26 protein-coding genes are annotated in these 25113 nt (G+C 37.2%); 21 read left to right on the forward strand and 5 right to left on the reverse strand.

The features are described from left to right. Positions 1–230: 230 nt before the first annotated feature. From M1F91_RS00745 to M1F91_RS00785, 9 genes are all read left to right on the forward strand, one after another. Positions 231–587: an SAG1252 family conjugative relaxosome accessory protein gene (locus M1F91_RS00745; protein WP_125394036.1), complete on the forward strand. Its 357-nt coding sequence runs from the start codon at positions 231–233 to the stop codon at positions 585–587. Between the two features lie 4 nt (positions 588–591). After that, entirely contained in the window at positions 592–957 is a 366-nt protein-coding gene (locus M1F91_RS00750; RefSeq protein ID WP_037606789.1) for a MobC family plasmid mobilization relaxosome protein, read from the forward strand. Continuing rightward, a complete protein-coding gene (locus tag M1F91_RS00755) occupies positions 944–2773 on the forward strand; it encodes an SAG1250 family conjugative relaxase (protein ID WP_247912224.1) in 1830 nt (609 codons plus the stop codon). The genes M1F91_RS00750 and M1F91_RS00755 overlap by 14 nt, the downstream gene beginning before the upstream one ends. A 103-nt stretch (positions 2774–2876) precedes the next feature. Next, positions 2877–3104 (forward strand): helix-turn-helix transcriptional regulator, encoded by a 228-nt coding sequence (locus M1F91_RS00760; RefSeq protein ID WP_037606785.1) that lies wholly within the window; start codon positions 2877–2879, stop codon positions 3102–3104. Positions 3105–3373: 269 nt separating this feature from the next. Further along, the gene (locus M1F91_RS00765) at positions 3374–3643 is read left to right on the forward strand and encodes a DUF3173 family protein (protein WP_000450956.1); all 270 of its coding nucleotides are present in this window, start codon (positions 3374–3376) and stop codon (positions 3641–3643) included. Further along, complete coding sequence (locus M1F91_RS00770; RefSeq protein WP_247912225.1) at positions 3615–4802, forward strand: site-specific integrase; 1188 nt, start codon at positions 3615–3617, stop codon at positions 4800–4802. The genes M1F91_RS00765 and M1F91_RS00770 overlap by 29 nt, the downstream gene beginning before the upstream one ends. A 481-nt stretch (positions 4803–5283) precedes the next feature. After that, complete coding sequence (glyQ, locus tag M1F91_RS00775; RefSeq protein ID WP_000038760.1) at positions 5284–6201, forward strand: glycine--tRNA ligase subunit alpha; 918 nt, start codon at positions 5284–5286, stop codon at positions 6199–6201. 216 nt (positions 6202–6417) lie between these two features. Continuing rightward, positions 6418–8454, forward strand: a complete 2037-nt coding sequence (glyS, locus tag M1F91_RS00780; protein ID WP_247912226.1) for a glycine--tRNA ligase subunit beta — start codon at positions 6418–6420, stop codon at positions 8452–8454. A gap of 21 nt (positions 8455–8475) precedes the next feature. Continuing rightward, the gene (locus tag M1F91_RS00785; RefSeq protein ID WP_016465955.1) at positions 8476–8733 is read left to right on the forward strand and encodes a DUF896 family protein; all 258 of its coding nucleotides are present in this window, start codon (positions 8476–8478) and stop codon (positions 8731–8733) included. 84 nt (positions 8734–8817) lie between these two features. Here the strand turns inward: M1F91_RS00785 and M1F91_RS00790 are convergent, their stop codons facing one another. Genes M1F91_RS00790 through M1F91_RS00800 form a run of 3 tightly spaced genes read right to left on the reverse strand, consistent with a single transcriptional unit; the run spans position 8818 to position 11642 of the window. After that, entirely contained in the window at positions 8818–10065 is a 1248-nt protein-coding gene (locus M1F91_RS00790) for an NAD(P)H-dependent oxidoreductase (RefSeq protein WP_247912227.1), read from the reverse strand. Positions 10066–10082: 17 nt separating this feature from the next. Continuing rightward, positions 10083–10688: an NADPH-dependent FMN reductase gene (locus tag M1F91_RS00795; protein ID WP_004252640.1), complete on the reverse strand. Its 606-nt coding sequence runs from the start codon at positions 10686–10688 to the stop codon at positions 10083–10085. Between the two features lie 33 nt (positions 10689–10721). Beyond that, positions 10722–11642, reverse strand: coding sequence for an FAD:protein FMN transferase (locus tag M1F91_RS00800; protein WP_247912228.1), 921 nt, complete (start codon positions 11640–11642; stop codon positions 10722–10724). A gap of 318 nt (positions 11643–11960) precedes the next feature. On the opposite strand from M1F91_RS00800, the gene M1F91_RS00805 reads away from it, so the two are divergent. After that, on the forward strand, positions 11961–13340 hold the full coding sequence (locus M1F91_RS00805) for an FAD-dependent oxidoreductase (protein ID WP_004252642.1): 1380 nt from the start codon (positions 11961–11963) through the stop codon (positions 13338–13340). Positions 13341–13399: 59 nt separating this feature from the next. Here M1F91_RS00805 and M1F91_RS00810 read toward each other — a convergent pair whose 3' ends face one another. Then, on the reverse strand, positions 13400–14260 hold the full coding sequence (locus M1F91_RS00810; protein ID WP_247912229.1) for a YitT family protein: 861 nt from the start codon (positions 14258–14260) through the stop codon (positions 13400–13402). Positions 14261–14322: 62 nt separating this feature from the next. Beyond that, positions 14323–15975, reverse strand: coding sequence for an NFACT RNA binding domain-containing protein (locus M1F91_RS00815; protein WP_247912230.1), 1653 nt, complete (start codon positions 15973–15975; stop codon positions 14323–14325). A 104-nt stretch (positions 15976–16079) separates the two neighbouring features. Here M1F91_RS00815 and ybeY point away from each other — a divergent pair, with 104 nt between their 5' ends. The 11 genes from ybeY (at position 16080) to M1F91_RS00870 (ending at position 24922) form a co-directional block, all read left to right on the forward strand. Beyond that, positions 16080–16577, forward strand: a complete 498-nt coding sequence (ybeY, locus tag M1F91_RS00820) for an rRNA maturation RNase YbeY (protein ID WP_247912231.1) — start codon at positions 16080–16082, stop codon at positions 16575–16577. Then, positions 16558–16953, forward strand: a complete 396-nt coding sequence (locus M1F91_RS00825; RefSeq protein WP_247912232.1) for a diacylglycerol kinase — start codon at positions 16558–16560, stop codon at positions 16951–16953. The genes ybeY and M1F91_RS00825 overlap by 20 nt, the downstream gene beginning before the upstream one ends. A gap of 17 nt (positions 16954–16970) precedes the next feature. Beyond that, complete coding sequence (era, locus tag M1F91_RS00830; RefSeq protein ID WP_006155820.1) at positions 16971–17870, forward strand: GTPase Era; 900 nt, start codon at positions 16971–16973, stop codon at positions 17868–17870. Positions 17871–17918: 48 nt separating this feature from the next. Then, complete coding sequence (gene mutM / locus M1F91_RS00835) at positions 17919–18743, forward strand: DNA-formamidopyrimidine glycosylase (protein WP_247912233.1); 825 nt, start codon at positions 17919–17921, stop codon at positions 18741–18743. Beyond that, a complete protein-coding gene (coaE, locus tag M1F91_RS00840) occupies positions 18743–19336 on the forward strand; it encodes a dephospho-CoA kinase (protein WP_247912234.1) in 594 nt (197 codons plus the stop codon). Before mutM ends, coaE begins: the two co-directional genes overlap by 1 nt. A gap of 83 nt (positions 19337–19419) precedes the next feature. Then, the gene (gene rpmG, locus M1F91_RS00845; RefSeq protein WP_007519517.1) at positions 19420–19569 is read left to right on the forward strand and encodes a 50S ribosomal protein L33; all 150 of its coding nucleotides are present in this window, start codon (positions 19420–19422) and stop codon (positions 19567–19569) included. Between the two features lie 39 nt (positions 19570–19608). Continuing rightward, positions 19609–19842, forward strand: coding sequence for a preprotein translocase subunit SecG (secG, locus tag M1F91_RS00850; RefSeq protein WP_000282517.1), 234 nt, complete (start codon positions 19609–19611; stop codon positions 19840–19842). Between the two features lie 94 nt (positions 19843–19936). Then, positions 19937–22279 (forward strand): ribonuclease R, encoded by a 2343-nt coding sequence (gene rnr / locus M1F91_RS00855; RefSeq protein ID WP_247912235.1) that lies wholly within the window; start codon positions 19937–19939, stop codon positions 22277–22279. Then, a complete protein-coding gene (smpB, locus tag M1F91_RS00860) occupies positions 22242–22709 on the forward strand; it encodes an SsrA-binding protein SmpB (protein WP_001051741.1) in 468 nt (155 codons plus the stop codon). Before rnr ends, smpB begins: the two co-directional genes overlap by 38 nt. Positions 22710–22723: 14 nt before the next feature. Then, positions 22724–23584: an SAM-dependent methyltransferase TehB gene (tehB, locus tag M1F91_RS00865; RefSeq protein ID WP_247912236.1), complete on the forward strand. Its 861-nt coding sequence runs from the start codon at positions 22724–22726 to the stop codon at positions 23582–23584. A gap of 189 nt (positions 23585–23773) precedes the next feature. Then, positions 23774–24922 (forward strand): hypothetical protein, encoded by a 1149-nt coding sequence (locus tag M1F91_RS00870; RefSeq protein ID WP_247912237.1) that lies wholly within the window; start codon positions 23774–23776, stop codon positions 24920–24922. Positions 24923–25113: the final 191 nt, after the last annotated feature.

The following is a 25113-nucleotide window of genomic DNA, read 5'->3' on the forward strand; positions in this document are numbered from 1 at the left end:
TTAGATTTATCTTGGGGGTTTGGGGGCGTGCCACCACATTGTCATATCGTTTGTTTTTTTTGAACCGTGAGGTTTGAAATGGCAGGCGATATGATATTTGGGATATTGTGGACACAATATCTGAGCTCGCAAAGCCTTACAAAAATGTTGAATCTATTTTGTAAAACGTACTGACAGTGTCTGTAAGCTTACATTGTCAGTACAGGTATCAATGAAGGAGGAAAAATCATATGAAAAGAGATATACGTAGTATTCGGAAACAATTTCGCTTAACAGAAACGGAAGAAAAACAAATACTAGATTTAATGAGAGAGAAAGGAGAGGATAATTTTTCTGATTTTCTCCGTAAAAGCTTACTATTGTCTAATGGACAAAAACAGATAGAAAAATGGTTCAACCTTTGGAAAAAACAAAAGTTGGAACAAATTAGCCGTGATGTTCATGAAGTATTCATAATTGCTAAAACAAATCATCAGGTTACTCACGAACATGTTTCTATTTTGTTAACTTGTATTCAGGAATTAATTAAAGAGGTAGAAAAAACAGGTCCTCTTAGTGAAGATTTTCGTAACAAATACATGAGGTAGTAGAGTGGAGCACCGATATAGAACAAATTTAAAAAAAGTCTTTTTATCTGACCTAGAATTAGTCAAATTAAATGAAAATATCTCAAAAAGTAACTGCTTATCATTCTCAGAATATGCTAGACGAACTCTACTAGATCCTGGTATAAATTTTATCACCATTGATACAAATAGTTATCAAGATTTGATTTTTGAATTAAAACGAATCGGAAATAATATTAATCAAATAGCTAGAAGCATAAATTATTCGAATTTAATAACGGAAGTTGAATTAAATGAGTTGAGAAAAGGTATAGAAGAGTTAATAGTAGAAGTGGAGAAAGATTTTCTTATTCGATCTGAAAAATTGAGGAAATTTTATGGTCATCACTAAACACTTTGCGATTCATGGAAAAAATTATCGTAGTAAACTAATCAAATATATTTTGAATCCAAGTAAAACAAAAAATCTAACACTAGTTTCAGATTTTGGTATGAGAAATTATTTAGTTTTTCCTAGTTATAAAGAACTAGTGAAGATGTACAATGATAATTTTTTAAGTAATGATACTCTTTATGAATTTCGTCATGATAGGCAAGAAGTAAATCAACGAAAAATTCATTCTCATCACATCATTCAGTCCTTTTCTCCAGATGACCATCTCACTCCTGAACAAATCAATCGAATTGGTTATGAGACAGCTAAAGAGTTGACAGCAGGTAGATTTCGTTTTATTGTAGCAACTCATGTCGATAAAGATCATATCCACAATCACATCATCCTAAATTCAATTGATCAGAATTCTGATAAAAAATTTCTATGGGATTATAAAGCAGAACGTAATCTAAGAATGGTTTCAGATCGTCTTTCAAAAATTGTAGGCGCAAAAATTATAGAAAATCGTTATTCTCATCATCAGTATGAAGTTTATCGCAAAACAAATTACAAATATGAAATAAAACAGCGAGTATATTTTCTAATCGAGAACTCGAAAAATTTTGAAGATTTCAAGAAAAAAGCAAAAGCTTTACATTTAAAAATTGATTTTAGACACAAGCATGTTACTTTTTTTATGACTGATTCAAATATGAAACAAGTCGTACGTGATAATAAATTGAATAGAAAACAACCTTATAATGAAACATATTTTAAGAAAAAGTTTGTTCAAAGGGAAATCATAAACATCTTAGAATTTTTGCTTCCAAAAATGAAGAATATGAATGAATTGATTCAACAAGCAGAATTTTTTGGCTTAAAAATAATTCCGAAAGCAAAACATGTTCTATTTGAGTTTGATGGGATTAAGCTTTCAGAGCAGGAATTGGTAAAATCGAATCAGTATAGTGTTAGTTATTTTCAAGACTATTTTAATAACAAAAATGAAACTTTTGTCTTAGATAATAAAAATTTAGTTGAGCTTTACAATGAAGAAAAGCTAATTAAAGAAAAAAAGTTGCCGACAGAAAAGGTGGTATGGAAATCCTATCAAGATTTCAAGAGAAATAGGGATGCTGTTCATGAGTTTGAAGTAGAGTTGAATCTTAATCAAATAGAAGAAGTAGTAGACGATGGAATTTACATTAAGGTACAGTTTGGTATCCGACAAGAAGGATTTATTTTTGTACCAAATATTCAAATCACTATGGAAGAAGAAAAAGTTAAAGTATTTCTCAGAGAAACTAGTTCTTACTATGTATATCATAAAGATTCAGCAGAAAAAAATCGCTTTATGAAAGGTAAAACTTTGATTAGACAATTTAATCTTCAGTATGAAACGCAGTATATGTATAGAAGAATTTCTCTTAGCAAAATTAAAGAAAAAATAGAACAATTAGATTTTCTTATATCTGCGGAAAATAGTTCGAATGATTTTGAAGATATAACAAATGATTTCATTGCCCAAATATCATATCTAGAGAATATGATTGAACAAGTCCAAAATAAAATTGATGATTTAACTAATTTAGAGGAAGTATTGTTGAATAATACGACAAATAGTTCTAGCAATTTAGAAAATAGTATTCAAGGTAAAAGTTCAGTAGATACAATAGAGAAGGATTTATGCATATATAAAGGAAAGATTGAAACACTGAAGGAACAACATAGAGAAGCAATAAATTTATTTGAAATGTTTAATAAAACAATAAAGAAATATAAGAAAAAACAAAATATGAAATCTAACAAGGAAAAAGAGATACATATAGAGTAAATACTTTCCTAATAAGTATGTATAAAAGACTTTCGTGTGCCAATTTGTCACATTTCATAAAATAAGAAATCAACTATACTATACTTATTTTAGGAGACATTAGATGTTGAAAAGGATTAGAGATTTACGCGAGGATACTGATTTGACACAAGAGTATGTTGCAAAAACAATCTTAAATTGTACAAGATCAGCGTATTCTAAAATGGAATCAGGTACCAGATTAATCTCTATAGATGACCTTATCAAACTTGCAGATTTTTATAATGTAAGTTTAGATTACCTTGTAGGTCGAGTGGATAATAAAGAAGACCATTACTCCAAAAAGTATTAGGTTAAGAAAGCACATTGACAATTAAATAGTCCAAAATGGTACTTTCCTCATTTGTGGAGCAGTTTTGAATGGCTCGCCATGATAAGAGCGACATTAAAACCATCAATAAAATAGAGCGATACTTTATATGCCATGATACAAATGATATACAATGATACTTCTGACCGTTCAGGCTGCCACCGTAAAAGAGCAGCAAGTGAAATTCTTATGATGACTTCATCAGTCATGCCATGGAGGTGAAAAAATCTAAGAAAGGAAGTAGTAAAATCATGGAAACAGTAAACTATAAAGATTTAGTTGCGATTGGTTTTCCAGAGCACACATCGAGGAATATTATTAGACAAGCAAAAAAGATTGCTGTAAAAAAGTTTGAAGAAGCTAGAAAAAATGATAAGAATGCGGTACAATTAGGATGTTCACCTTTCGATAATAAAAGGTTAGGTATTGCTCCTAAAAATATTGTAGAAAATTTAATTGGTATTTCTTTTTCAGATATAGAAGGTGAGAAAAATGGTTATATCAAAGACAAAGAAATATAAAGGTGTATACAAAGATTCAAAAGGAAAAATTTATTTTCAAATTGAATTAGGAGTTGATCCAATAACTGGGAAAAGAATTCAAAAGAAAGGAAGGAAAAATCAACAAGGACTACCGTTTAATTCTTTTAAGGAAGCATATGAAGAGATACTTCGTTTAAAACATGAATTTGTGAACTCTACTATTAATAATAGTTTTCTAACTTTTAGAGAGTTTATGGAAGAGATTTATTTAAAATATTATCAACAAAAAGTTCAATTTGTAACTTATCAGACCGCTTTACCACATCATCAGTTTTTTATTAAGCAATTTGGTAGTAAAAAATTATCAGATATTAGTACTATTGACTGTGAAAGATTTCGCTTAGCTATTATAGACAAGTATTCTAGTAACTATGCTAAAAATATGTGGTCTAGATTTAAAGCATGTCTGGGCTATGCAGAAAGATTGGGTTATATTGATAGAGTTCCTTTTAAAGGATTAGATAATCCTAGAGGAAAACACCCTGATACAAAATTTTGGACATTTGATGAATTTAAGAAGGTAATAAACTCTTTTGATATTAGTGAGTATGAGGGACTCCATAATTACATGACGATCTGGTTATATTTTATGACTGGTTTAAGAGTTAGTGAGGGTATTGCTCTTAAATGGGAAGATATTGATTTTGAACGTAAATGGATTCATGTTCATTCTACAATTGAGAAAGACAAAAACGGTGTATGGTATGCTAAACAACAAACAAAGACAGTAGCAGGGAATCGTAAAATTGATTTAGATGATTTTACGATTACAATACTTAAAAAATGGCGAGAAGTTCAAATCAAGAATGATGATAAAGATTATGTAATATCACGTTTTGGTGCCCCCTTGTGTAAGTCTACAATTTCTAGGATAATAAAAAGGCATGCTAAGATTACTGGTGTACCAGAAATTACGGGGAAAGGATTAAGACATAGTCATGCATCTTATCTTATAAATGTGTTACATAAGGATACTTTATATGTTTCATATCGATTAGGACACGCTGATAAGTCAACCACGTTGAATACATATAGTCATTGGTATTATTCAGGTGATTCAACAATTTCAGAAGAGATTACAAACAGTTTAGATAATCTTGGATTATCAATTTACCTACCAAATTCCTGCCAGAGTTGAAAATTGAGGAATTAACCCACTAATACTGGGAGAAAATAGGATTTGCAAATTGTTACTCTTAAATAATAGAGCGACTACATTTGTAGCTTAAAAACATGATTAAACCGCTATTCTTAGGAGTAGCGGTTTTTCTTTTTGTTCTAGAAGGGGCAAAAAAGGGAATGACGTTAGATTAGTATTTCTATTTTAGGTGAATTATTGGAGATTCCTTATGAAAAAAATTTACTTTTTAATTGCATTTTGTTATAATAGACGAAAGAAAGAATATCTTATCGGTAGATCTTAAGCGAGCCTGAGATAGTGAGAGTCAGGTGATTGAGTGATAAGTGTGGCGCTTTTGGTATTTTAATAAAGATAATGAAGTAATAAATTAGGGTGGAACCGCGTTTTTGACGCCCCTAGGTCACTTGACTTAGGAGCAAAGACACGGTTTTTTTGTATCCTGAGTCAGACTCAATCATATAGAAAAAAGGAGAAAACAATGTCTAAAAAATTGACTTTCCAGGAAATCATCCTTACTTTGCAACAATACTGGAATGATCAGGGTTGTATGCTTATGCAGGCTTATGATAACGAAAAAGGTGCGGGAACCATGAGTCCTTATACTTTCCTTCGTGCCATTGGTCCTGAGCCATGGAATGCGGCTTATGTAGAACCATCTCGTCGTCCTGCTGACGGTCGTTACGGAGAAAACCCAAATCGTCTCTACCAACACCACCAATTCCAAGTAGTTATGAAACCATCTCCATCAAATATCCAAGAACTCTACCTTGAGTCTTTGGAAAAATTGGGCATCAACCCATTGGAACACGATATTCGTTTCGTTGAAGACAACTGGGAAAACCCATCAACTGGTTCAGCTGGTCTTGGATGGGAAGTGTGGCTTGATGGGATGGAAATCACTCAGTTCACTTACTTCCAACAAGTCGGTGGTTTAGCAACTGGTCCTGTTACTGCTGAGGTTACCTACGGATTGGAACGCTTAGCTTCCTATATCCAGGAAGTAGACTCAGTTTATGATATCGAATGGGCTCCAGGAGTTAAATACGGAGAAATCTTCCTTCAGCCAGAATATGAGCATTCAAAATACAGCTTTGAAGTTTCTGACCAAGATATGCTTCTTGAAAACTTCGAAAAATTTGAAAAAGAAGCTGGACGTGCTTTGGAATTGGGTCTTGTACACCCAGCCTATGACTATGTTTTGAAATGTTCACATACCTTCAATTTGCTTGATGCTCGTGGAGCGGTATCCGTTACAGAACGTGCTGGTTACATTGCCCGCATCCGTAACTTGGCCCGTGTAGTAGCCAAAACTTTCGTTGCAGAACGTAAGAAACTCGGATACCCACTTCTCGACGAAGCAACCCGTGCCAAACTCCTCGCAGAAGAGGAAGAATAGACAGAATTACGGGAATAAATGACTGAAAGTCGACCGTAGGTCGCTAAATAAAACAAGACCGCTGTAGTGAAAGTCGGATAAGAAGTTTCTTATCCGATTGGGGAACTGACGAGACTTAAGGCTTGGCAGTTAGCAATGAAACCGAAGGTTTGCTTGCGTCCCCCACTACTAAAGGTCTTGTTGAAGAAAATTAATTGATTGTGTAAAGGAAAAAACATGACAAAAAACTTATTAGTAGAACTAGGACTCGAAGAGTTACCAGCCTACGTTGTCACACCAAGTGAAAAACAACTCGGCGAAAAAATGGCAGCCTTCTTGGATGACAACCGCCTTTCATATGAAGGGATTCAAACATTTTCAACTCCACGTCGTTTAGCTGTTCGTGTACTTGGGTTAGCAGACCAACAAACAGATTTGACTGAAGATTTTAAAGGACCTTCTAAGAAAATTGCTTTGGATGCAGAAGGAAATTTCTCTAAAGCAGCACAAGGTTTTGTCCGTGGGAAAGGCTTGACTGTAGATGACATTGAATTCCGTGAAATCAAAGGTGAAGAATACGTCTATGTAACTAAGCATGAAGCTGGAAAACCAGCGGAAGAAGTTCTGACTGGAATTCCAGAAGTCTTGGCTAGCTTAAATTTCCCTGTTAGCATGCGTTGGGCAAACAATACTTTTGAATATATCCGTCCAGTCCACACTTTGACAGTGCTTTTGGATGATGAAGCTCTTGAACTAGATTTCTTAGATATTCATTCAGGCAGAGTGAGTCGAGGACATCGCTTCCTTGGACATGAAGTTGAAATCCGTCATGCTGATAGTTACGAAGAAGACTTACGAAAAGTCTATGTCATTGCTGATAGTATTGAACGTGAAAATATGATTCGTGAACAAATTAAGGAAATTGAAGCAGAACAAGGCGTTCAAGTACAGATTGATGAAGGACTTTTAAACGAAGTCTTAAACTTGGTCGAATATCCAACCGCTTTTATGGGTAATTTTGATCCTAAATACCTAGAAGTTCCAGAAGAAGTTTTGGTTACTTCAATGGAAACTCATCAACGTTATTTTGTTGTCCGTGATCTTGATGGAAACCTAAGACCAAACTTCATTTCAGTTCGTAACGGAAATGCTGAACACTTGGAAAATGTCATTCGAGGAAATGAGAAAGTTTTGGTTGCCCGCTTGGAAGATGGAGAATTCTTCTGGCGTGAAGACCAAAAACTCAAGATTGAAGATTTAGTTGCTAAACTTTCACACGTTACCTTCCATGAAAAGATTGGATCACTTCGTGAACACATGATTCGTACAGGGCAAATTGCTATCCTGCTGGCAGAAAAAGCTGGTCTATCAGTTGATGAATCTATTGATCTTGCTCGTGCTGCAGCCATTTATAAATTTGACCTCTTAACCGGTATGGTTGGTGAATTTGATGAGCTTCAAGGAATCATGGGTGAGAAGTATGCGCTTCTTGCAGGTGAAAATGCTGCAGTGGCACAAGCAATCCGTGAACACTACCTTCCAGACTCAGCAGACGGTGCTCTTCCTGAATCTAAAGTTGGAGCAATACTTGCATTAGCCGATAAATTAGATACTCTCTTATCTTTCTTCTCTGTTGGTTTGATTCCATCTGGTTCAAACGACCCTTATGCCCTTCGTCGTGCAACACAAGGGATTGTTCGAATCTTAGAAGACTTTGGATGGAATATTCCAATGGATGAGTTGATTGCCAGTCTTTATGCTTTATCGTTTGATAGTTTAACCTACGATAACCAAGAAGAAGTGCTTAACTTCATCAAAGCTCGTGTTGATAAGATGATGGGTTCTACTGCAAAAGATATTAAAGAGGCTGTTCTAGCAAGTTCAAACTTTGTTGTCTCTGATATGATTGAAGCAACAGAAGCTCTTTCAGAAGCTGCGAAAACTGAAGATTACAAATCATCAGTTGAGTCATTATCTCGCGCCTTTAACCTAGCAGAAAAGGCAGAAGGTTCAGTCAAAGTTGATGCAAGTCTCTTTGAAAATGAACAGGAAAAAGAACTAGCTCAAGCTGTAGAAAGCTTAGAATTGAAAGGTTCAGCTAGTGATAAATTAACGCAACTATTTGCTCTTAGTCCTGTAATTGATGCATTCTTTGACAATACCATGGTTATGGCAGAGGATGTTGATGTGAAGAACAACCGTTTAGCTATCCTTACTGAACTTGTTAATAAAGCAAAAACAGTGGCTGCTTTCAATCTCCTCAATACAAAATAAAAAATAATTGGAGGTCTTAATATGACACCAGAAAAAATTGCTCGTATTAATGAGCTTGCTAAAAAGAAAAAAACAGAAGGTTTGACTGCGGAAGAAAAAGTAGAACAAGCCAAACTTCGTGAAGAGTATATCGAAGGCTATCGTCGTGCGGTTCGTCACCACGTTGAAGGAATTAAAATCGTGGATGAGGAAGGAAATGATGTGACACCGGAAAAGCTTCGTCAAGTGCAACGCGAAAAAGGTTTACATGGCCGTAGTCTTGATGATCCGAATTCATAAATAAAAAGATTCTCGGTTTGTGTGTGCGAACCGAGATTTCTATTATAAAAAAAGGAACCCAAAATGGTTCCTTTTTGTTAGTTATTAGTTACTTGCACCAGAAGTAGCATCAGCAGCTCCGTGGCCACCATCACCATGTCCTCCAGCGTCAGATGCACCAGAAGTAGCATCGGCATCTCCGTGACCTCCAGCAGCAGGAGCAAAAGGTCCGCTACCGCCTACCAAACGTTGACCAGTTTCTTTCAAATACCAGTCAAGCCATGGTTGGAAGTTAAAGACAATTTCATTAATACCAGCATATGATCCATCAGGATAGTACATAGCTTGGTAGTTGTGAGTATTGATAACACCTGCTGGAGAACCAGGAACAATTGTACGTACGTATTCTTGGTTTCCATTACGAAGCGTACCGATAACCCACTCAACGTTCTTCATACGTGCAGGTGGAAGTGATCCGTGAACTGTTGACATACGGCTACCAGATTGAGGTGGTACACGTTTCGCAAACATTGTTTCTGGATCTTGATGAGCGTTGTTGTAGTATAGGAATTGGTTGTTATCGTCAGCATATGTCAATTCAAAAGGCATAGCTTTCAAGAACATATCGATTTGGTTAACTGTAAGGATACCATGGTCAAGTTTAACGTATGTATCACCAGATACAGCTCCTGTGATTTCTGCAACTTTTTCTACCCATTCTGGATCGTCAGGGTCAACTTCTGTAATAGTTGTGGCAATTGGTTTTCCACAATCCAAGTCTTCTGGTTCAATTGGTTTTGGTTTTTTCAAATTAGATACGACTCCTACGTATTTGACAAAGTTATCTAAGCAAGTTTCAAGGAATTTAACAGTTCCTTCATTAATAATATTTCCGTTTGCATCAAAAGCTTCTTTGGCTTTTCCAAGAAGGAATTCATTACCTGGTAATGTGTAGGCATTTACTCCTGGTGCATCAAGAATTTTACGAAGGTGAACTTGAGCACGTGAAGTACCTTGGTCATAGTATGACGCACCCACAATCATAACTGGTTTGTTTTCAAATGGATGAACTTCAAATGAAAGCCATTCAAGGACTGACTTAAGTGAAGCAGAAATAGTGTGGTTGTGCTCTGGAGTAGCAATAATCACACCATCAGCTCGAGTAATTTTGTTGTAAAGAAGGCGCAACTGGAAGCTCTCGTCCCATTTTTCGTCTTGGTTAAACATTGGAACTTCATCGATTTCCAAAACTTCTAGTTCAAATTTAAATTTAAACTGACGGCGGATGAACTCCAAGAGTTTGCGGTTATATGATTGATCATAGTTTGATCCAACAAGTCCAACAAATTTCATTCTTTCGATCTCCTATCTTACAAATTTTCCCAATCAAAATCTTCAGCATCTTTGCGAAGAAGTTCTTGTGCGTTACGCAATTTCTCAGTAACTTTAACAAAGATACGGAAGTCATCAAAGATGGCATCCAATTTCTTGATGACATCAAGATCTACCAAGTCACCATTTTGATCAAATGCTTGAAGAGAATGTGAAAGCAAGAATTCATCTGGGAGAACATTAGCTTTGATTTCAGGAGCATTAAGAATTTGACGAAGTTGCAATTGAGCACGTGATGAACCGAGTGTACCATATGAAGCACCTGTAATCATGACAGGTTTGTTCAAAAGCGGGAATACACCATATGAAATCCAAGCAAGAGCGCTCATAAGAACAGCTGGGATTGAGTGATCGTATTCAGGTGTACCGATAATAACTCCATCAGCAGCTTCGATTTTAGCAGCGATTTCCGTAGCTTCAGCTGGGATTTGTTTGTCAGCTGGTTTGTTAAATACAGGCAGATCTTTAATTTCTACCAATTCGATTTCTGCTTTGTCAGCAAAGTGTTTCTGCATATATTGAAGCAGTTGGCGGTTTGTGGAACGTTTTGAGTTTGTTCCTACAATAGCAATAAGTTTAAGCATGGGCTTTCCTTTCTCTTTTGCATTATTAATTAATTACCGTTGGATACCAGATGAACAAGCGACATGTCCATCTTTGTCAATGAGGATGGCTTCGATACCATCAATATTTTCGACTTGCCACATAATAGAGGCGCTACGTTCGCCAAATAATCGTGTGGTCCATATCTCGCCGTCAACAGAGCGGTCAGATATTATGGTTAAACTAGCTAAATCCGTTTCAATAGGATAGCCTGTTTCACTATCGAAAATGTGGTGATAATCCTTGCCATTGATTTCAAGATGCCGTTCATAAATCCCAGATGTAACCACTGATTTTCCAGTAATGGATAAGGTCATCAGGTGATTACCGCGTGGATTACTTGGATCTTGAATACCAATTTGCCACGGACGTCCATCTTTTGCTTGGTTGTTCCCAATTGTGAGGATGTTTCCTCCAAGATTGATAAGAGCAGAAGTGACGCCGTTTTCTTTTAAGAAAGCTGCAACCTTATCTGCACTGTACCCCTTTGCTAAACACCCTAAGTCAATTTTCATTCCCTTTTTTTCTAGGAAAACCGTAGAATTGACTGAATCGAGTTTAATAAAATGAGGGTCTATTAGTGGTAAAGCTTGAGCAATTTCTTCAGAGCTTGCAACCTTTGCATCGGAAAAACCAATACGCCAGGTTTGAACCAAAGGCCCTATACTAATATTGAGATGACTTTTAGGTGCTAGACTGTGTTCTAGACCTAATGAAATCAGCTCAAACAAATCAGGGTGGACTTTAACTGGGGCAATACCTGCCTGATAGTTAATTTCCATTAATTCAGATTCAGTACTGTTAGCATTGAAGCGGAATTCAAGTTCCTTGAGCAAATCAAAAGCTTGACGGAGAAGATTATCGGCTTGTTCATGTACTAAGGAAATAGTAATCGTAGTTCCCATTAATCGCTCAGATGATGAACTAAGAGGCAAAGAATCAACTCCCTTCGAATCACTCAGAAATAGCTACAAATCTTGAATTAATAAGAAATTTAAAATTCATAATCTATTTCCATATAAATAGAATATCATAAAGTCAGCGTTTTCACAAATCATTTTTTACAAAAAGTCAAGAAATATGCTTAAAAAATTAAAAACAGCTCCAAATAAATAAGAACTCTTTGAAAACAAATTGATATATCTTTCAAAAACTTTCTTAAATAACATCAAACGGGTCAAAAGTCTTGAAAACGTTAACAGATAATGGTATACTTGAGAGGTAAATAAAAAAATAAAGGTAGGATTTATCTTATGAGTAAAATCGTAGTCGTGGGTGCTAACCACGCTGGAACTGCATGTATCAACACTATGTTGGACAACTTTGGAAACGAAAACGAAATCGTTGTATTTGACCAAAACTCAAACATTTCATTCCTTGGATGTGGAATGGCTCTTTGGATTGGTGAACAAATCGACGGCGCTGAAGGATTGTTCTACTCTGATAAAGAAAAATTGGAAGCAAAAGGTGCTAAAGTTTACATGAACTCACCTGTTCTTTCAATCGACTATGACAATAAAGTTGTGACAGCAGAAGTTGAAGGTCAAGAACACAAAGAGTCTTATGACAAATTGATCTTTGCGACTGGTTCAACTCCAATCTTGCCACCGATTGAAGGCGTTGAAATTGTTAAAGGTAACCGTGAGTTCAAAGCAACTCTTGAAAACGTACAATTCGTTAAATTGTACCAAAACGCAGAAGAAGTTATCAACAAACTTGCTGACAAGAGCAAACACCTTGAGCGTATCGCTGTTGTAGGTGGTGGTTACATCGGTGTTGAGCTTGCTGAAGCTTTCGAACGTCTTGGAAAAGAAGTTGTCCTTGTTGATATCGTTGACACTGTATTGAACGGATACTATGACAAAGACTTCACACAAATGATGGCTAAAAACTTGGAAGACCACAACATCCGTTTGGCACTTGGTCAAACTGTTAAAGCTATCGAAGGTGAAGGAAAAGTTGAACGCTTGATCACTGACAAAGAAACATTTGATGTGGATATGGTTGTTCTTGCAGTTGGTTTCCGTCCAAATACTGCACTTGCTGATGGTAAGATCGAACTCTTCCGTAACGGTGCTTTCCTTGTTGACAAGAAACAAGAAACATCTATCCCAGGTGTATATGCTGTTGGTGACTGTGCAACTGTTTATGACAACGCTCGTAAAGACACTAGCTACATCGCTCTTGCATCAAACGCTGTTCGTACTGGTATCGTTGGTGCTTACAACGCTTGTGGACATGAGCTTGAAGGAATCGGTGTTCAAGGATCAAACGGTATCTCAATCTATGGTCTTCACATGGTTTCAACTGGTTTGACACTTGAAAAAGCAAAAGCTGCAGGTTACAATGCAACTGAAACTGGATTCAACGATCTTCAAAAACCAGAATTTATGAAACATGACAACTATGAAGTAGCTATCAAGATCGTCTTTGATAAAGATAGCCGTGAAATCCTTGGTGCTCAAATGGTATCTCGTGATTCAGCAATTAGCATGGGAATTCACATGTTCTCACTTGCTATTCAAGAACACGTTACAATTGATAAATTAGCATTGACAGACCTATTCTTCTTGCCACACTTCAATAAACCATACAACTACATCACAATGGCTGCACTTACAGCAGAAAAATAATTGATGATATGACAAAAAAAGGTAACTTCAACTATTGAAGTTACTTTTTTATTTTAAGGTTAAGAAACCTCGTCTCTTGCTGGGAAAGTAAACCCTTCTCCAAGGATTTCGTGAGCTTCCGTGATAGTGATAAAGGCCATCGGATCAACTGTATGAATCATTTCTTTCATCTTCACGATTTCATTTCTTGCGACAATACAGTAAATAATCTTTAAGTCCTTTTGGCTATAGTAGCCTTGTCCTGAGATAAAGGTAACACCACGACCGAGTTCTTCGTTAATTCTATCGGCTAATTCCATCGGTTTTTGAGTGATAATCATAAATCCTTTTCCAGCATATCCACCCTCACCGATTAAGTCAATAACTCTTGAAACGATGAAGTCAAATAAGAGAGTATAGGTTACAAGACGTAGGTCTTGGAAGATGATTAAAATCAACATTAGAATCAGAAAATCAAGTCCGAAAAGCAATTTTCCAACAGAGATATTGGTGTATTTATTAAGGATACGAGCTACGATATCAGTACCACCGGTTGTTCCACCCGCGTTTAAAATAACACCGAGTCCAACACCTAGGAGGACACCAGCTACTAGAGCGACAACAACCAAATCACCTTCAAGGTTAAACTGAAGAGGAATCTTCTCAAAGATAGCTAACCAGACGGAGACGGCAATGGTTCCAAGTAGACTGGAATACAGTGATCTTAGTCCAAATATTTTCCAAGCTAGTAGGAAGAGAGGGATATTAATTAAGATATTCATCAGCGAAATAGGGATATTAAAGAGATAGTAGGTAATCAAGGTTATCCCTGTTGCTCCACCTTCGAACAAGTGATGTGGAACAACAAAATAAGTAAGTCCGAAGGCGAAGATAGCAGCTCCGAATATAATAGTTATAGTTGGTTTAATATGCCGTAGCATTGAGCTCCCCTCCTATTTTTGTGTAAAAGTGAAGTAATAATATTATTAAAATAAGACTGATATTACAACTTCATGGATTCAATTTTCTCGGAATCAGGTGTAACACGAAGAGTTTTTTGACCGGTATAGGTAACAAAACCAGGTTTTCCACCAGTCGGTTTATTGAGTTTTTTAACCTCAATCATATCCACTTGAACGAGATTAGAAAGACGTCCTTTCGAATAGTAGGCTGCGAGTTCTGCAGCATCCGTCTTGACTTCGTCAGAAGGATTGAGGTTTCCTGAGATGACCACGTGGCTTCCTGGGATATCCTTAGCATGGAACCAAAGTTCCTCTTTGCGTGCAATCTTAAAGGTTAATTCCTCGTTTTGAAGATTGTTTCGTCCAACGAGAATAATGGTTTTACCATCGCTAGCCAGATATTTCTCTGGCTTTTTACGCTTTTGAATTTTTTCGCGTTGGCGTCTTCTAATAAAACCAGTTTGAATTAATTCTTCACGAATTTCAGCAATTTCATCTAGCCCAGCTTGGTTGAGGACTGTTTCGACGCTTTCCAGATAGAGAATAGTAGCCTTTGTTTCTTCGATTAATTCAGTCAGATATTTAACAGCCTCTTTTAACTTCTGATAACGTTTAAAGTATTTTTGAGCATTTTGACTAGGTGTTAAGGCCTTATCAAGCGCGATTGTAATTGGCTGATTGGTGTAATAATTGTCTAAGACAACTTGGTCTTGGTCATTTGGAACTTGATGAAGAAAAGTCGTTAGTAACTCACCTTTTTGTCGGAATTCCTCAGCATTTTCAGTAGCAAGCAGTTCTTTTTCTTGCTTCTTGAGCTTTTGACGATTTTTTTGAAGTTCATTTTCAACTCGGCGAATGAGTTCGCTAGCCTGTTGCTTCACACGATCGCGTTCAGCTTTGTCTTTATAATAGACATCAAGTAGTTGAGAAAGGCTTGAAAAATGATCGTCTAATTTATTGGAAAATGGCACACAAGAGAAAGATTTATCAGTTAAGCATGGGTTGGTTTCTTGCTTAAAAAAGTCACGAAAATTAGAAAGCCTATCATCAGTTAATAAATTCTCTAATTCAATTGCTGTATCACGGCCTAAACCTTGAAAGAGGCTTTGAAGGTTTTTAGCAGACAATTCTTGTGTTTGTAGGATTTCAAACAATTTTTCATCCTTGGTGGTAAAAGGATTGAGAGACTCTGTATTTGGTGGTGCGATGTAAGTAGCTCCCGGTAATAAGGTCCTATAGCTATTTTGAGAAAAACCAATGTGCTTGATAACTTCAAGAACTTTGTTGCTAGACTTATCTACGAGGAGGATATTACTATGTTTACCCATAATCTCAATGATGAGGGTGGCTTGAATATCGTCTCCAATCTCATTCTTGTTAGAAACAGTGATTTCAACGATTCGATCGTTTTCAATCTGCTCGATAGACTCGATAACAGCACCCTGTAAATATTTCCTTAAAACCATGATAAAGGTAGAAGGTTGAGCAGGGTTTTCAAAGGTCGTTTCTGTCAACTGGATGCGTCCAAAAACAGGATGAGCAGAAAGGAGCAGACGATGACTTTGGCGATTGCTACGGATTTGTAAGACCAATTCTTGATCAAAAGGTTGATTAATTTTTTGAATGCGACCGTTTAGTAGTTCAGCTCGCAATTCCTCAACCATGTGGTGTAAAAAAAATCCATCAAATGACATGGTTCTCTCCTTATGAATGTATTCCATAGTATTATATCAAAAAGGTAGAATAAAATCATAGAAATATGGTATAATAAAGCCAAGTAAAGAGAATCGAGAAACGCATGTATATTGAAATGGTAGATGAAACTGGTCAGGTTTCTAAAGAAATTCTACAACAAACTCAAGAAATTTTAGAGTTTGCTGCCAAAAAGTTAGGAAAAGAAGACAAGGAGATGGCAGTCACTTTTGTGACCAATGAACGCAGTCATGAACTCAATTTAGAGTTTCGTGCTACTGACCGTCCAACAGATGTTATTAGCCTTGAATATAAACCTGAATTAGAGATTACCTTTGACGAAGAGGATTTGGCAGAAGATCCTGACTTAGCAGAAATGATGTCAGAATTTGATTCTTATATCGGCGAGTTATTCATTTCAATTGATAAAGCGCATGAGCAAGCTGAAGAGTACGGTCATAGTTTTGAACGTGAAATGGGCTTTTTAGCTGTGCACGGTTTTTTACACATAAACGGTTATGATCACTACACTCCGGAAGAAGAAGCGGAGATGTTCGGTTTACAAGAAGAAATTTTAACAGCCTATGGACTCACAAGACAATAAACGAAAATGGAAGAATCGCGACTTGCTTTCAAGTTTAGATTTTGCCCTGACAGGTATTTTTACTGCCATAAAAGAAGAGCGTAATATGAGAAAGCATGCAGTGACTTCTCTCTTAGTTCTAATTGCAGGCATTGTTTTTCAAGTTTCCAGAATTGAATGGCTCTTTCTCCTATTAAGCATTTTTTTAGTAATTGCTTTTGAGATTTTGAATTCTGCTATTGAAAATGTAGTGGATTTGGCTAGCCATTATCACTTCGATATGCTTGCAAAGAAGGCTAAAGACATGGCTGCAGGTGCAGTTCTTGTTGTGTCTTTATTTGCTGCAGTGACTGGACTTATCATTTTCATCCCTAGGATTTGGGATTTGCTATTTTAAACATTATAGAGGTAACTATGACATTTAAATCAGGCTTCGTAGCCATTTTAGGACGTCCTAACGTCGGGAAGTCAACTTTTTTGAATCATGTCATGGGGCAAAAGATTGCCATCATGAGTGATAAGGCGCAAACAACGCGTAATAAAATCATGGGAATTTATACCACTGATAAAGAACAAATTGTCTTTATCGATACTCCAGGAATTCACAAACCAAAGACAGCCCTTGGAGACTTCATGGTGGAGTCAGCCTATAGCACTCTTCGTGAAGTGGATACCGTGCTTTTTATGGTTCCTGCAGATGAGCCACGTGGCAAGGGTGACGATATGATCATCGAACGTCTCAAGGCCGCTAAAGTACCAGTCATTCTCGTGGTAAACAAGATTGACAAGGTGCACCCAGACCAACTTTTGGCTCAAATCGATGATTTCCGTAATCAGATGGACTTTAAGGAAATTGTACCGATTTCAGCTCTACAAGGAAATAATGTTTCGCATTTGATCGATATTTTGAGCGAAAACTTAGAAGAAGGTTTCCAATATTTCCCGTCAGATCAAATCACCGATCACCCAGAACGTTTTCTAGTATCAGAGATGATTCGTGAAAAAGTGTTACACTTAACGCGTGAGGAAATTCCACACTCAGTTGCAGTAGTGGTTGATTCTATGAAACGAGACGAAGAGACCGACAAGGTTCATATCCGAGCAACCATTATGGTCGAGCGTGACAGCCAAAAAGGGATTATCATCGGTAAAGGCGGTGCCATGCTCAAGAAAATTGGAACCATGGCTCGTAAAGATATCGAACTCATGTTAGGAGACAAGGTCTTCCTAGAAACATGGGTCAAGGTTAAGAAAAATTGGCGCGATAAGAAATTAGATCTTGCCGATTTTGGTTACAACGAAAAAGAATATTAAGAAGAGGTGGGCAGGAGCCTGCTTCTTGTTTTTAGAGAAGGAGAAGCTATGCCTGAATTACCAGAAGTTGAGACTGTCCGACGTGGTCTGGAAAAATTAATTCTGGGGAAGAAGATTTCAAACATTGACATTCGTTACTCCAAGATGATTAAAACTGATTTGGATGAATTTCAAAAGGAAATGCCTGGTCAAGTCATTCAAACAATGGGACGTCGTGGCAAGTATCTGCTTTTCTATTTATCCGACAAAGTTCTAATCTCTCATTTGAGAATGGAAGGTAAGTATTTTTATTACCCAGACCAAGTTCCAGAACGTAAACACGCCCATGTGTTGATTCATTTTGAGGATGGCGGGACTTTAGTCTATGAGGATGTCCGTAAATTTGGTACCTTGGAACTGTTAGCACCCGAACTCTTGGATTCTTACTTTATTTCAAAAAAACTTGGTCCGGAACCGACTGAGAAGGATTTTGATTTAGGGAGTTTTAAACTAGCCTTGAAAAAATCTAAAAAACCAATCAAATCGCATCTTCTCGACCAGACTTTGGTTGCAGGATTGGGAAATATCTATGTTGATGAAGTTCTTTGGAGAGCGAAAGTCCATCCTTCTAGAACCTCTAATAGTTTAACAGCACAAGAGGCTAGAAAAGTACATGATGAAACGATCAATGTTTTAGGTCAGGCGGTTGAAAAGGGTGGTTCAACAATTCGCACTTATACCAATGCATTTGGAGAAGATGGCACCATGCAGGAATTCCATCAGGTATACGACAAGGCAGGTCAAGCTTGTTCGCGTTGTGAAACCATCATCGAAAAAATTCAATTAGGTGGTCGTGGGACCCACTTTTGTCCTAAGTGTCAAAGGAGGAAGTGATGGGAAAAATAATCGGAATCACTGGGGGTATTGCGTCAGGTAAGTCCACTGTCACAGAATTTTTAAGACAAAAAGGGTTTCAAGTTGTAGATGCAGATGCAGTCGTCCACCAACTACAAAAACCTGGTGGACGATTATTTCAGATTTTAGTGGAGCATTTTGGGGAGAAAATCCTTCTTGAAAATGGTGAACTGAATCGCCCCTTACTTGCTAGCCTTATTTTCTCAAATCTTGAAGAGCAAGAATGGTCTAAGAGAACCCAAGGTGAGATTATTCGTGAGGAGTTAGCTGCATTACGAAATCAGTTTGCTCAGACAGAAGCTCTCTTTTTCATGGATATTCCCCTGCTTTTTGAGCAGAACTATGCTTCATGGTTCGACGAAACTTGGCTAATCTATGTAAATCGCGATATTCAATTAGAGCGATTAATGAAACGGGACCAAATTTCAAAAGAAGCAGCCGAATCCCGTTTAAACTCTCAATGGCCTTTAGAAAGAAAAATTAGTCTGGCTAGTCACAGTCTAGACAATAATGGAAATCAAGAACAGTTGATAGCTCAAGTAGTTCAGTTGTTTGAAGAAATGTGTCTATAAATTAACATTGTTAGGAAGGAGAATTTTGGTATTGTTTGCTCAAATCATCTTAGATTGAAATAGTATCAAATACAAAAAATCTAGTGCGTGTAAAAATTAATCTAAAATGCTCCTCTTGTGGCAGCATGAATTATCTAACCAGTAAGAACTCCAAAACACATCCAGATAAGATTGAAGTCTTAAAGTATTGTCCCAAAGAAAGAAAAGTGACTCTACATCTTGAATCTAAGTAGAAATTATGGTAGAATAATAGGGATTTTAAGGAGTTTGATATGTATAACCTATTATTAACCATTTTATTAGTATTATCTGTTGTGATTGTGATTGCAATTTTTATGCAACCAACTAAAAATCAATCTAGCAATGTATTCGATGCCAGTTCAGGTGATTTGTTTGAACGTAGCAAAGCGCGTGGTTTTGAAGCCGTAATGCAACGTTTGACAGGAATCTTGGTCTTTTTCTGGCTAGCTATTGCCTTAGCATTGACGGTATTATCAAGTAGATAAGAAAATAATGGGCGAGACTAGGTCTTAGCCTATTTTTGTTTTTAAAGACATAAGGTTTTACACCGAAAATAATTTAACAATGTAGAAAGAAAACATGAAAGATAGAATAAAAGAATATTTAAAAGAAAAGGGACGAGTCACTGTAAATGACTTGGCTCAAGCTCTTGGAAAGGATGGTTCCAAGGACTTTCGAGAGCTCATTAAAACCTTGTCCCTAATGGAGAGAAAGCACCAAATTCGCTTTGAAGAAGATGGTAGTCTCACCTTGGACCAAAAGAAGAAACACGAGATTACTCTTAAAGGAACTTTTCATGCCCATAAAAATGGCTTCGGCTTTGTTAGTCTCGAAGGTGAGGAAGACGATCTTTTTGTAGGAAAAAATGATGTGAACTATGCCATTGATGGCGATACTGTTGAAATTGTAATCAAGAAGGTTGCGGATCGCCAAAGAGGAACTGCAGCTGAAGCAAAGATTATCGATATTTTAGAACACAGTTTGACGACGGTTGTTGGTCAAATCGTTCTTGATGAGGAAAAACCCAAGTATGCAGGTTACATCCGTTCAAAAAATCAAAAGATTAGTCAACCAATCTACGTTAAGAAGCCAGCTATTCAATTAGACGGTACAGAAGTTCTCAAGGTCTTTATCGATAAGTACCCAAGTAAGAAACACGATTTTTTTGTCGCTAGTGTGCTAGATGTGGTTGGACATTCTACAGATGCAGGGATTGATGTTCTTGAGGTCTTGGAATCAATGGACATTGTATCTGAGTTTCCAGAGACTGTTCTCAAAGAGGCAGAAAATGTGCCAGACGCTCCATCAGAGAAAGATCTGGAAGGTCGTCTAGACTTAAGAGATGAAATTACCTTTACCATTGATGGGGCTGATGCCAAGGACTTGGACGACGCTGTTCACATCAAACCATTGAAAAATGGAAATATCGAACTAGGTGTTCATATTGCCGATGTCTCCTACTATGTGACCGAGGGATCTGCTCTAGACAAGGAAGCTCTTAATCGTGCGACCTCTGTCTATGTGACAGACCGTGTAGTTCCAATGCTACCAGAGCGCCTCTCAAACGGTATCTGTTCTCTTAACCCTCAAGTGGACCGCTTGACTCAATCTGCTATTATGGAGATTGATAAAAATGGTCGTGTTCGTAATTATACGATTACTCAGACTGTTATCAAGACAAGTTTCCGTATGACCTATAGTGATGTCAATGACATTCTAGCTGGTGACGAGGAGAAGAGTCAAGACTATAAGAAAATTGTTCCTAGTATCGAACTTATGGCCAAGCTCCATGAGACTTTGGAAAGTATGCGAATCAAGCGTGGTGCTTTAAATTTTGATACCAATGAAGCTAAGATTTTGGTAGATAAAAAAGGGAAACCTGTCGATATCGTACTTCGTCATCGTGGTGTTGCTGAACGTATGATTGAGTCCTTTATGTTGATTGCCAACGAAACAGTTGCCGAGCACTTCAGCAAGCTTGATTTACCTTTTATCTATCGTATCCATGAGGAACCTAAAGCTGAAAAAGTTCAGAAATTTATTGATTACGCTTCAAGTTTTGGATTGCGTATCTATGGAACTGCCAGTGAGATAAGCCAGGAAGCCCTTCAAGACATCATGAGTGCTGTTGAAGGCGAGCCATATGCGGATGTATTGTCCATGATGCTTCTGCGTTCGATGCAGCAGGCTCGTTATTCTGAGCATAATCACGGTCACTATGGATTAGCTGCAGACTACTACACTCACTTTACCAGCCCCATTCGTCGTTATCCTGACCTTCTTGTTCATCGTATGATTCGTGACTATGGACGTTCTAAGGATGTAGCAGAGCATTTTGAACAGGTCATTCCTGAGATTGCCACCCAGTCTTCCAACCGGGAGCGCCGTGCTATCGAGGCAGAGCGTGAAGTCGAAGCCATGAAAAAAGCTGAATACATGGAAGAGTACGTTGGTGAAGAATATGATGCAGTTGTTTCAAGTATTGTTAAATTTGGTCTTTTTGTTGAATTGCCAAATACAGTCGAAGGGTTAATTCACATCACAAATCTGCCTGAGTTTTATCATTTTAACGAACGTGATTTAACTCTTCGTGGGGAGAAATCAGGAATTACTTTCCGAGTGGGACAACAGATACGTATTCGTGTCGAAAGAGCCGATAAGATGACTGGTGAGATCGATTTCTCCTTTATTCCAAGTGAATTTGATGTCATTGAAAAAGGTTTGAAAGACTCTGGTCGTAAGGATAGAGGGCGTCGTTCGGATAAGAAAGAAGATAAGAGAAAATCTAGTCGCTTAGGTGATAAGCGCAAGCATTCTCTAAAAGACAAGAAGAAAAAGAGCAAGAAACCTTTTTATAAGGAAGTAGCAAAGAAAGGAGCTAAGCATGGCAAAGGGCGAGGGAAAGGTCGTCGCGCAAAATAAAAAAGCGCACCACGACTATACAATCGTAGATACGCTAGAAGCAGGAATGGTACTGACAGGAACTGAAATTAAAAGTGTTCGAGCTGCTCGCATCAATCTTAAGGATGGATTTGCCCAAGTAAAAAATGGGGAAGTTTGGCTGAGCAACGTGCATATTGCACCCTATGAAGAAGGAAATATCTGGAATCAGGAACCCGAACGTCGTCGTAAACTTCTCCTTCATAAAAAACAAATCCAGAAATTGGAGCAAGAAACCAAAGGGACAGGGATGACCTTGGTTCCTCTTAAAGTTTATATTAAAGATGGCTATGCCAAGTTACTTTTAGGATTAGCAAAAGGGAAACACGACTATGACAAACGTGAATCAATTAAACGTCGTGAGCAAGATCGTGATATTGCGCGTGTTATGAAAGCTGTTAACCATCGATAGAAAGAGTGAAGAATATGGAAAAACTAGTTGCCTACAAACGCATGCCTGTCTGGAATAAAGACACCATGCCAGAGGCTGTTCAAAGAAAACACAATACTAAGGTCGGAACCTGGGGCAAGATTACCGTATTAAAAGGGACTCTAAAGTTTATTGAGTTGACTGAAGACGGGGAAGTTTTAGCCGAGCACTTTTTTGAAGCAGGTGCTGATAATCCTATGGCACAACCTCAAGCTTGGCACAGAGTAGAAGCTGCCACAGAAGATGTGGAATGGTACTTGGAATTTTATTGTAAAGCAGAGGATTATTTTCCAAAGAAATACAATACTAATCCAGTCCATTCGGAAGTTTTAGAAGCTATGGATACAGTAAAACCATGTAAGACACTAGACCTAGGATGTGGTCAAGGAAGAAATGCACTCTTTCTAGCTCAACATGGCTTTGATGTCACAGCTGTAGATCAAAATGAGCTATCTCTTGAAATCTTGCAAAGCATTGTGGAGCAAGAAGACCTAGAAATGCCTGTAGGTCTCTACGATATCAATTCAGCTAGCATTGGACAAACTTACGATTTTATCGTATCAACGGTTGTTCTGATGTTTTTACAAGCAGATCGCATTCCAGCTATTATCCGAAACATGCAAGAACAAACCTCAATTGGAGGTTACAATTTGATTGTGTGTGCTATGGATACAGAGGATTATCCTTGCTCAGTGAACTTCCCATTTACCTTTAAAGAAGGGGAATTGGCAGACTACTACAAGGATTGGGAGTTGGTCAAGTACAATGAAAATACTGGCCATCTCCACCGTCGTGATGAGAATGGCAATCGTATCCAACTACGTTTTGCGACCATGTTGGCTAAAAAAGTAAAATAAATGAATAAAAGGGATAGAGAGCAGTCGTTTTCTATTCCTTATTTGTTACCCTAATAAGAAAGGAAAATCTCAATTTATGCTATACTAGAAGTAGGAGAAGTCGATGAAATTAAACAGAATTGTGATAATTTTAAAACGATTCTGATCGACCACTATTCTTTCAGACTTTTTTGTCTAGGAGGTCTTAAGATGACTAGTCTTTTAATTGAACTATACGACCGTCAAACCATTGAGAAAAATGTCTACCAAGCTTTTGTCAGTGATTGTGATGAGATTTTATACCTTTCTACAAGAAAAATTGCTGAGGAAGAAAAGCTATCCTTGAAGCATTTTCTAATGGAACAAGTTCTACACTTAAAACAAGTACATTTTCGACAATTTCACCTAGAAAAAATCTGCCAGGAATTAGACGTGTTTACCAATGATTTTGAGTCAGTGACCATCGATGTTTTTGGTGGAGATAATCTATTAGCAATAGTTCTATATCAGTATGGTTTGGAGAAAGGTATTCCCATTATTGCTATGGATGTTGAACAAGGAAGGCGGTATTCCTGGGATAAGGGTAACATAAAGGATAAAGATTTAGCTATCCCAAGTTTATCCATTGAACAATTGATAGCTTTACGTGGTGGAAAAGTCCTTAAATCAAGAAGGCCTCAGCATTCTAATAAGCAAGTGCTAGCTATAAAAAAATTGGCCAAATATGCTATCGAAAATCCTGAAAAATGGTATCAGATTACCCAATTCTTTGCACTGGCAAAAACAAATGATTTTCACGCTGAAACAGCAAAAATTTTGGAGAGTAATGGAAAAATTTATTCTTACCCCAGTAGCTTAATTCCTTTGTTCACAAAAGCTAATTTATTGAAAGTAGAAGAGGAAACAACAGATACTGTCACTTATACATTCCCAACACCAGAAGCACATCTGTTATGTCGGACTAAAGGGCATATTTTAGAATTGTTTATCTATTTACTAGCCCTTGAGTCGGAGTATTTTGATGAATGTATGATTGGTACTGAAATTGACTGGAATGGGATTTTCCCTGAGGCTGACAATGTTCAAAATGAGATTGATGTTATTCTTCGTAAAGGTCACTCTGTAGTTTTCATTTCTTGTAAAATGACGGATCTAGCAGTTGAAGCTATTAACGAACTTGAAGTATATGCCAATCATTTTGCAGGTGATAATTGTTTGAAAATGATTGTTTGCTCTGGAAAAATCAATCCTGTTTATAGTCATCGTTGTCAGGAATATGGTGTAATGGTGATAAAGCAGGATCAAATACAGAATCTTATTCCCATTTTACGGAAATATATGAAGAACAAACGTAAATGATACTAGATGTTATAGTGAAGAAGAGTCTGGGATAATAGTTCTAGCCTCTCAATTGTCTTTGGATTGTCGAGCAAGACGCAGTGGTTGAGTGGGCTCTACTACGCTGATTTCATCAGCTTTTACAGCCCTACTCAACTGTGCGGAGGTGGGACGACGAAATCGAATTCTAACAAATTACTGATTTCTGTCCC

Origin of the sequence: Streptococcus sp. oral taxon 431 (assembly GCF_023110115.1) — a bacterium.
Classification (GTDB): Bacteria; Bacillota; Bacilli; order Lactobacillales; family Streptococcaceae; genus Streptococcus.

Coding starts and splice junctions, on each gene's coding strand:
- M1F91_RS00815 (WP_247912230.1), bottom strand. CDS start 15,975: ATGTCATTTGATGGATTTTTTTTACACCACATGGTTGAGGAATTGCGA.
- M1F91_RS00745 (WP_125394036.1), top strand. CDS start 231: ATGAAAAGAGATATACGTAGTATTCGGAAACAATTTCGCTTAACAGAA.
- M1F91_RS00770 (WP_247912225.1), top strand. CDS start 3,615: ATGGTTATATCAAAGACAAAGAAATATAAAGGTGTATACAAAGATTCA.
- tehB (WP_247912236.1), top strand. CDS start 22,724: ATGGAAAAACTAGTTGCCTACAAACGCATGCCTGTCTGGAATAAAGAC.
- M1F91_RS00790 (WP_247912227.1), bottom strand. CDS start 10,065: ATGAAATTTGTTGGACTTGTTGGATCAAACTATGATCAATCATATAAC.
- M1F91_RS00870 (WP_247912237.1), top strand. CDS start 23,774: ATGACTAGTCTTTTAATTGAACTATACGACCGTCAAACCATTGAGAAA.
- M1F91_RS00785 (WP_016465955.1), top strand. CDS start 8,476: ATGACACCAGAAAAAATTGCTCGTATTAATGAGCTTGCTAAAAAGAAA.
- smpB (WP_001051741.1), top strand. CDS start 22,242: ATGGCAAAGGGCGAGGGAAAGGTCGTCGCGCAAAATAAAAAAGCGCAC.
- M1F91_RS00805 (WP_004252642.1), top strand. CDS start 11,961: ATGAGTAAAATCGTAGTCGTGGGTGCTAACCACGCTGGAACTGCATGT.
- ybeY (WP_247912231.1), top strand. CDS start 16,080: ATGTATATTGAAATGGTAGATGAAACTGGTCAGGTTTCTAAAGAAATT.
- M1F91_RS00795 (WP_004252640.1), bottom strand. CDS start 10,688: ATGCTTAAACTTATTGCTATTGTAGGAACAAACTCAAAACGTTCCACA.
- M1F91_RS00760 (WP_037606785.1), top strand. CDS start 2,877: ATGTTGAAAAGGATTAGAGATTTACGCGAGGATACTGATTTGACACAA.
- M1F91_RS00765 (WP_000450956.1), top strand. CDS start 3,374: ATGGAAACAGTAAACTATAAAGATTTAGTTGCGATTGGTTTTCCAGAG.
- rnr (WP_247912235.1), top strand. CDS start 19,937: ATGAAAGATAGAATAAAAGAATATTTAAAAGAAAAGGGACGAGTCACT.
- M1F91_RS00810 (WP_247912229.1), bottom strand. CDS start 14,260: ATGCTACGGCATATTAAACCAACTATAACTATTATATTCGGAGCTGCT.
- glyS (WP_247912226.1), top strand. CDS start 6,418: ATGACAAAAAACTTATTAGTAGAACTAGGACTCGAAGAGTTACCAGCC.
- M1F91_RS00825 (WP_247912232.1), top strand. CDS start 16,558: ATGGACTCACAAGACAATAAACGAAAATGGAAGAATCGCGACTTGCTT.
- glyQ (WP_000038760.1), top strand. CDS start 5,284: ATGTCTAAAAAATTGACTTTCCAGGAAATCATCCTTACTTTGCAACAA.
- era (WP_006155820.1), top strand. CDS start 16,971: ATGACATTTAAATCAGGCTTCGTAGCCATTTTAGGACGTCCTAACGTC.
- mutM (WP_247912233.1), top strand. CDS start 17,919: ATGCCTGAATTACCAGAAGTTGAGACTGTCCGACGTGGTCTGGAAAAA.
- M1F91_RS00755 (WP_247912224.1), top strand. CDS start 944: ATGGTCATCACTAAACACTTTGCGATTCATGGAAAAAATTATCGTAGT.
- coaE (WP_247912234.1), top strand. CDS start 18,743: ATGGGAAAAATAATCGGAATCACTGGGGGTATTGCGTCAGGTAAGTCC.
- secG (WP_000282517.1), top strand. CDS start 19,609: ATGTATAACCTATTATTAACCATTTTATTAGTATTATCTGTTGTGATT.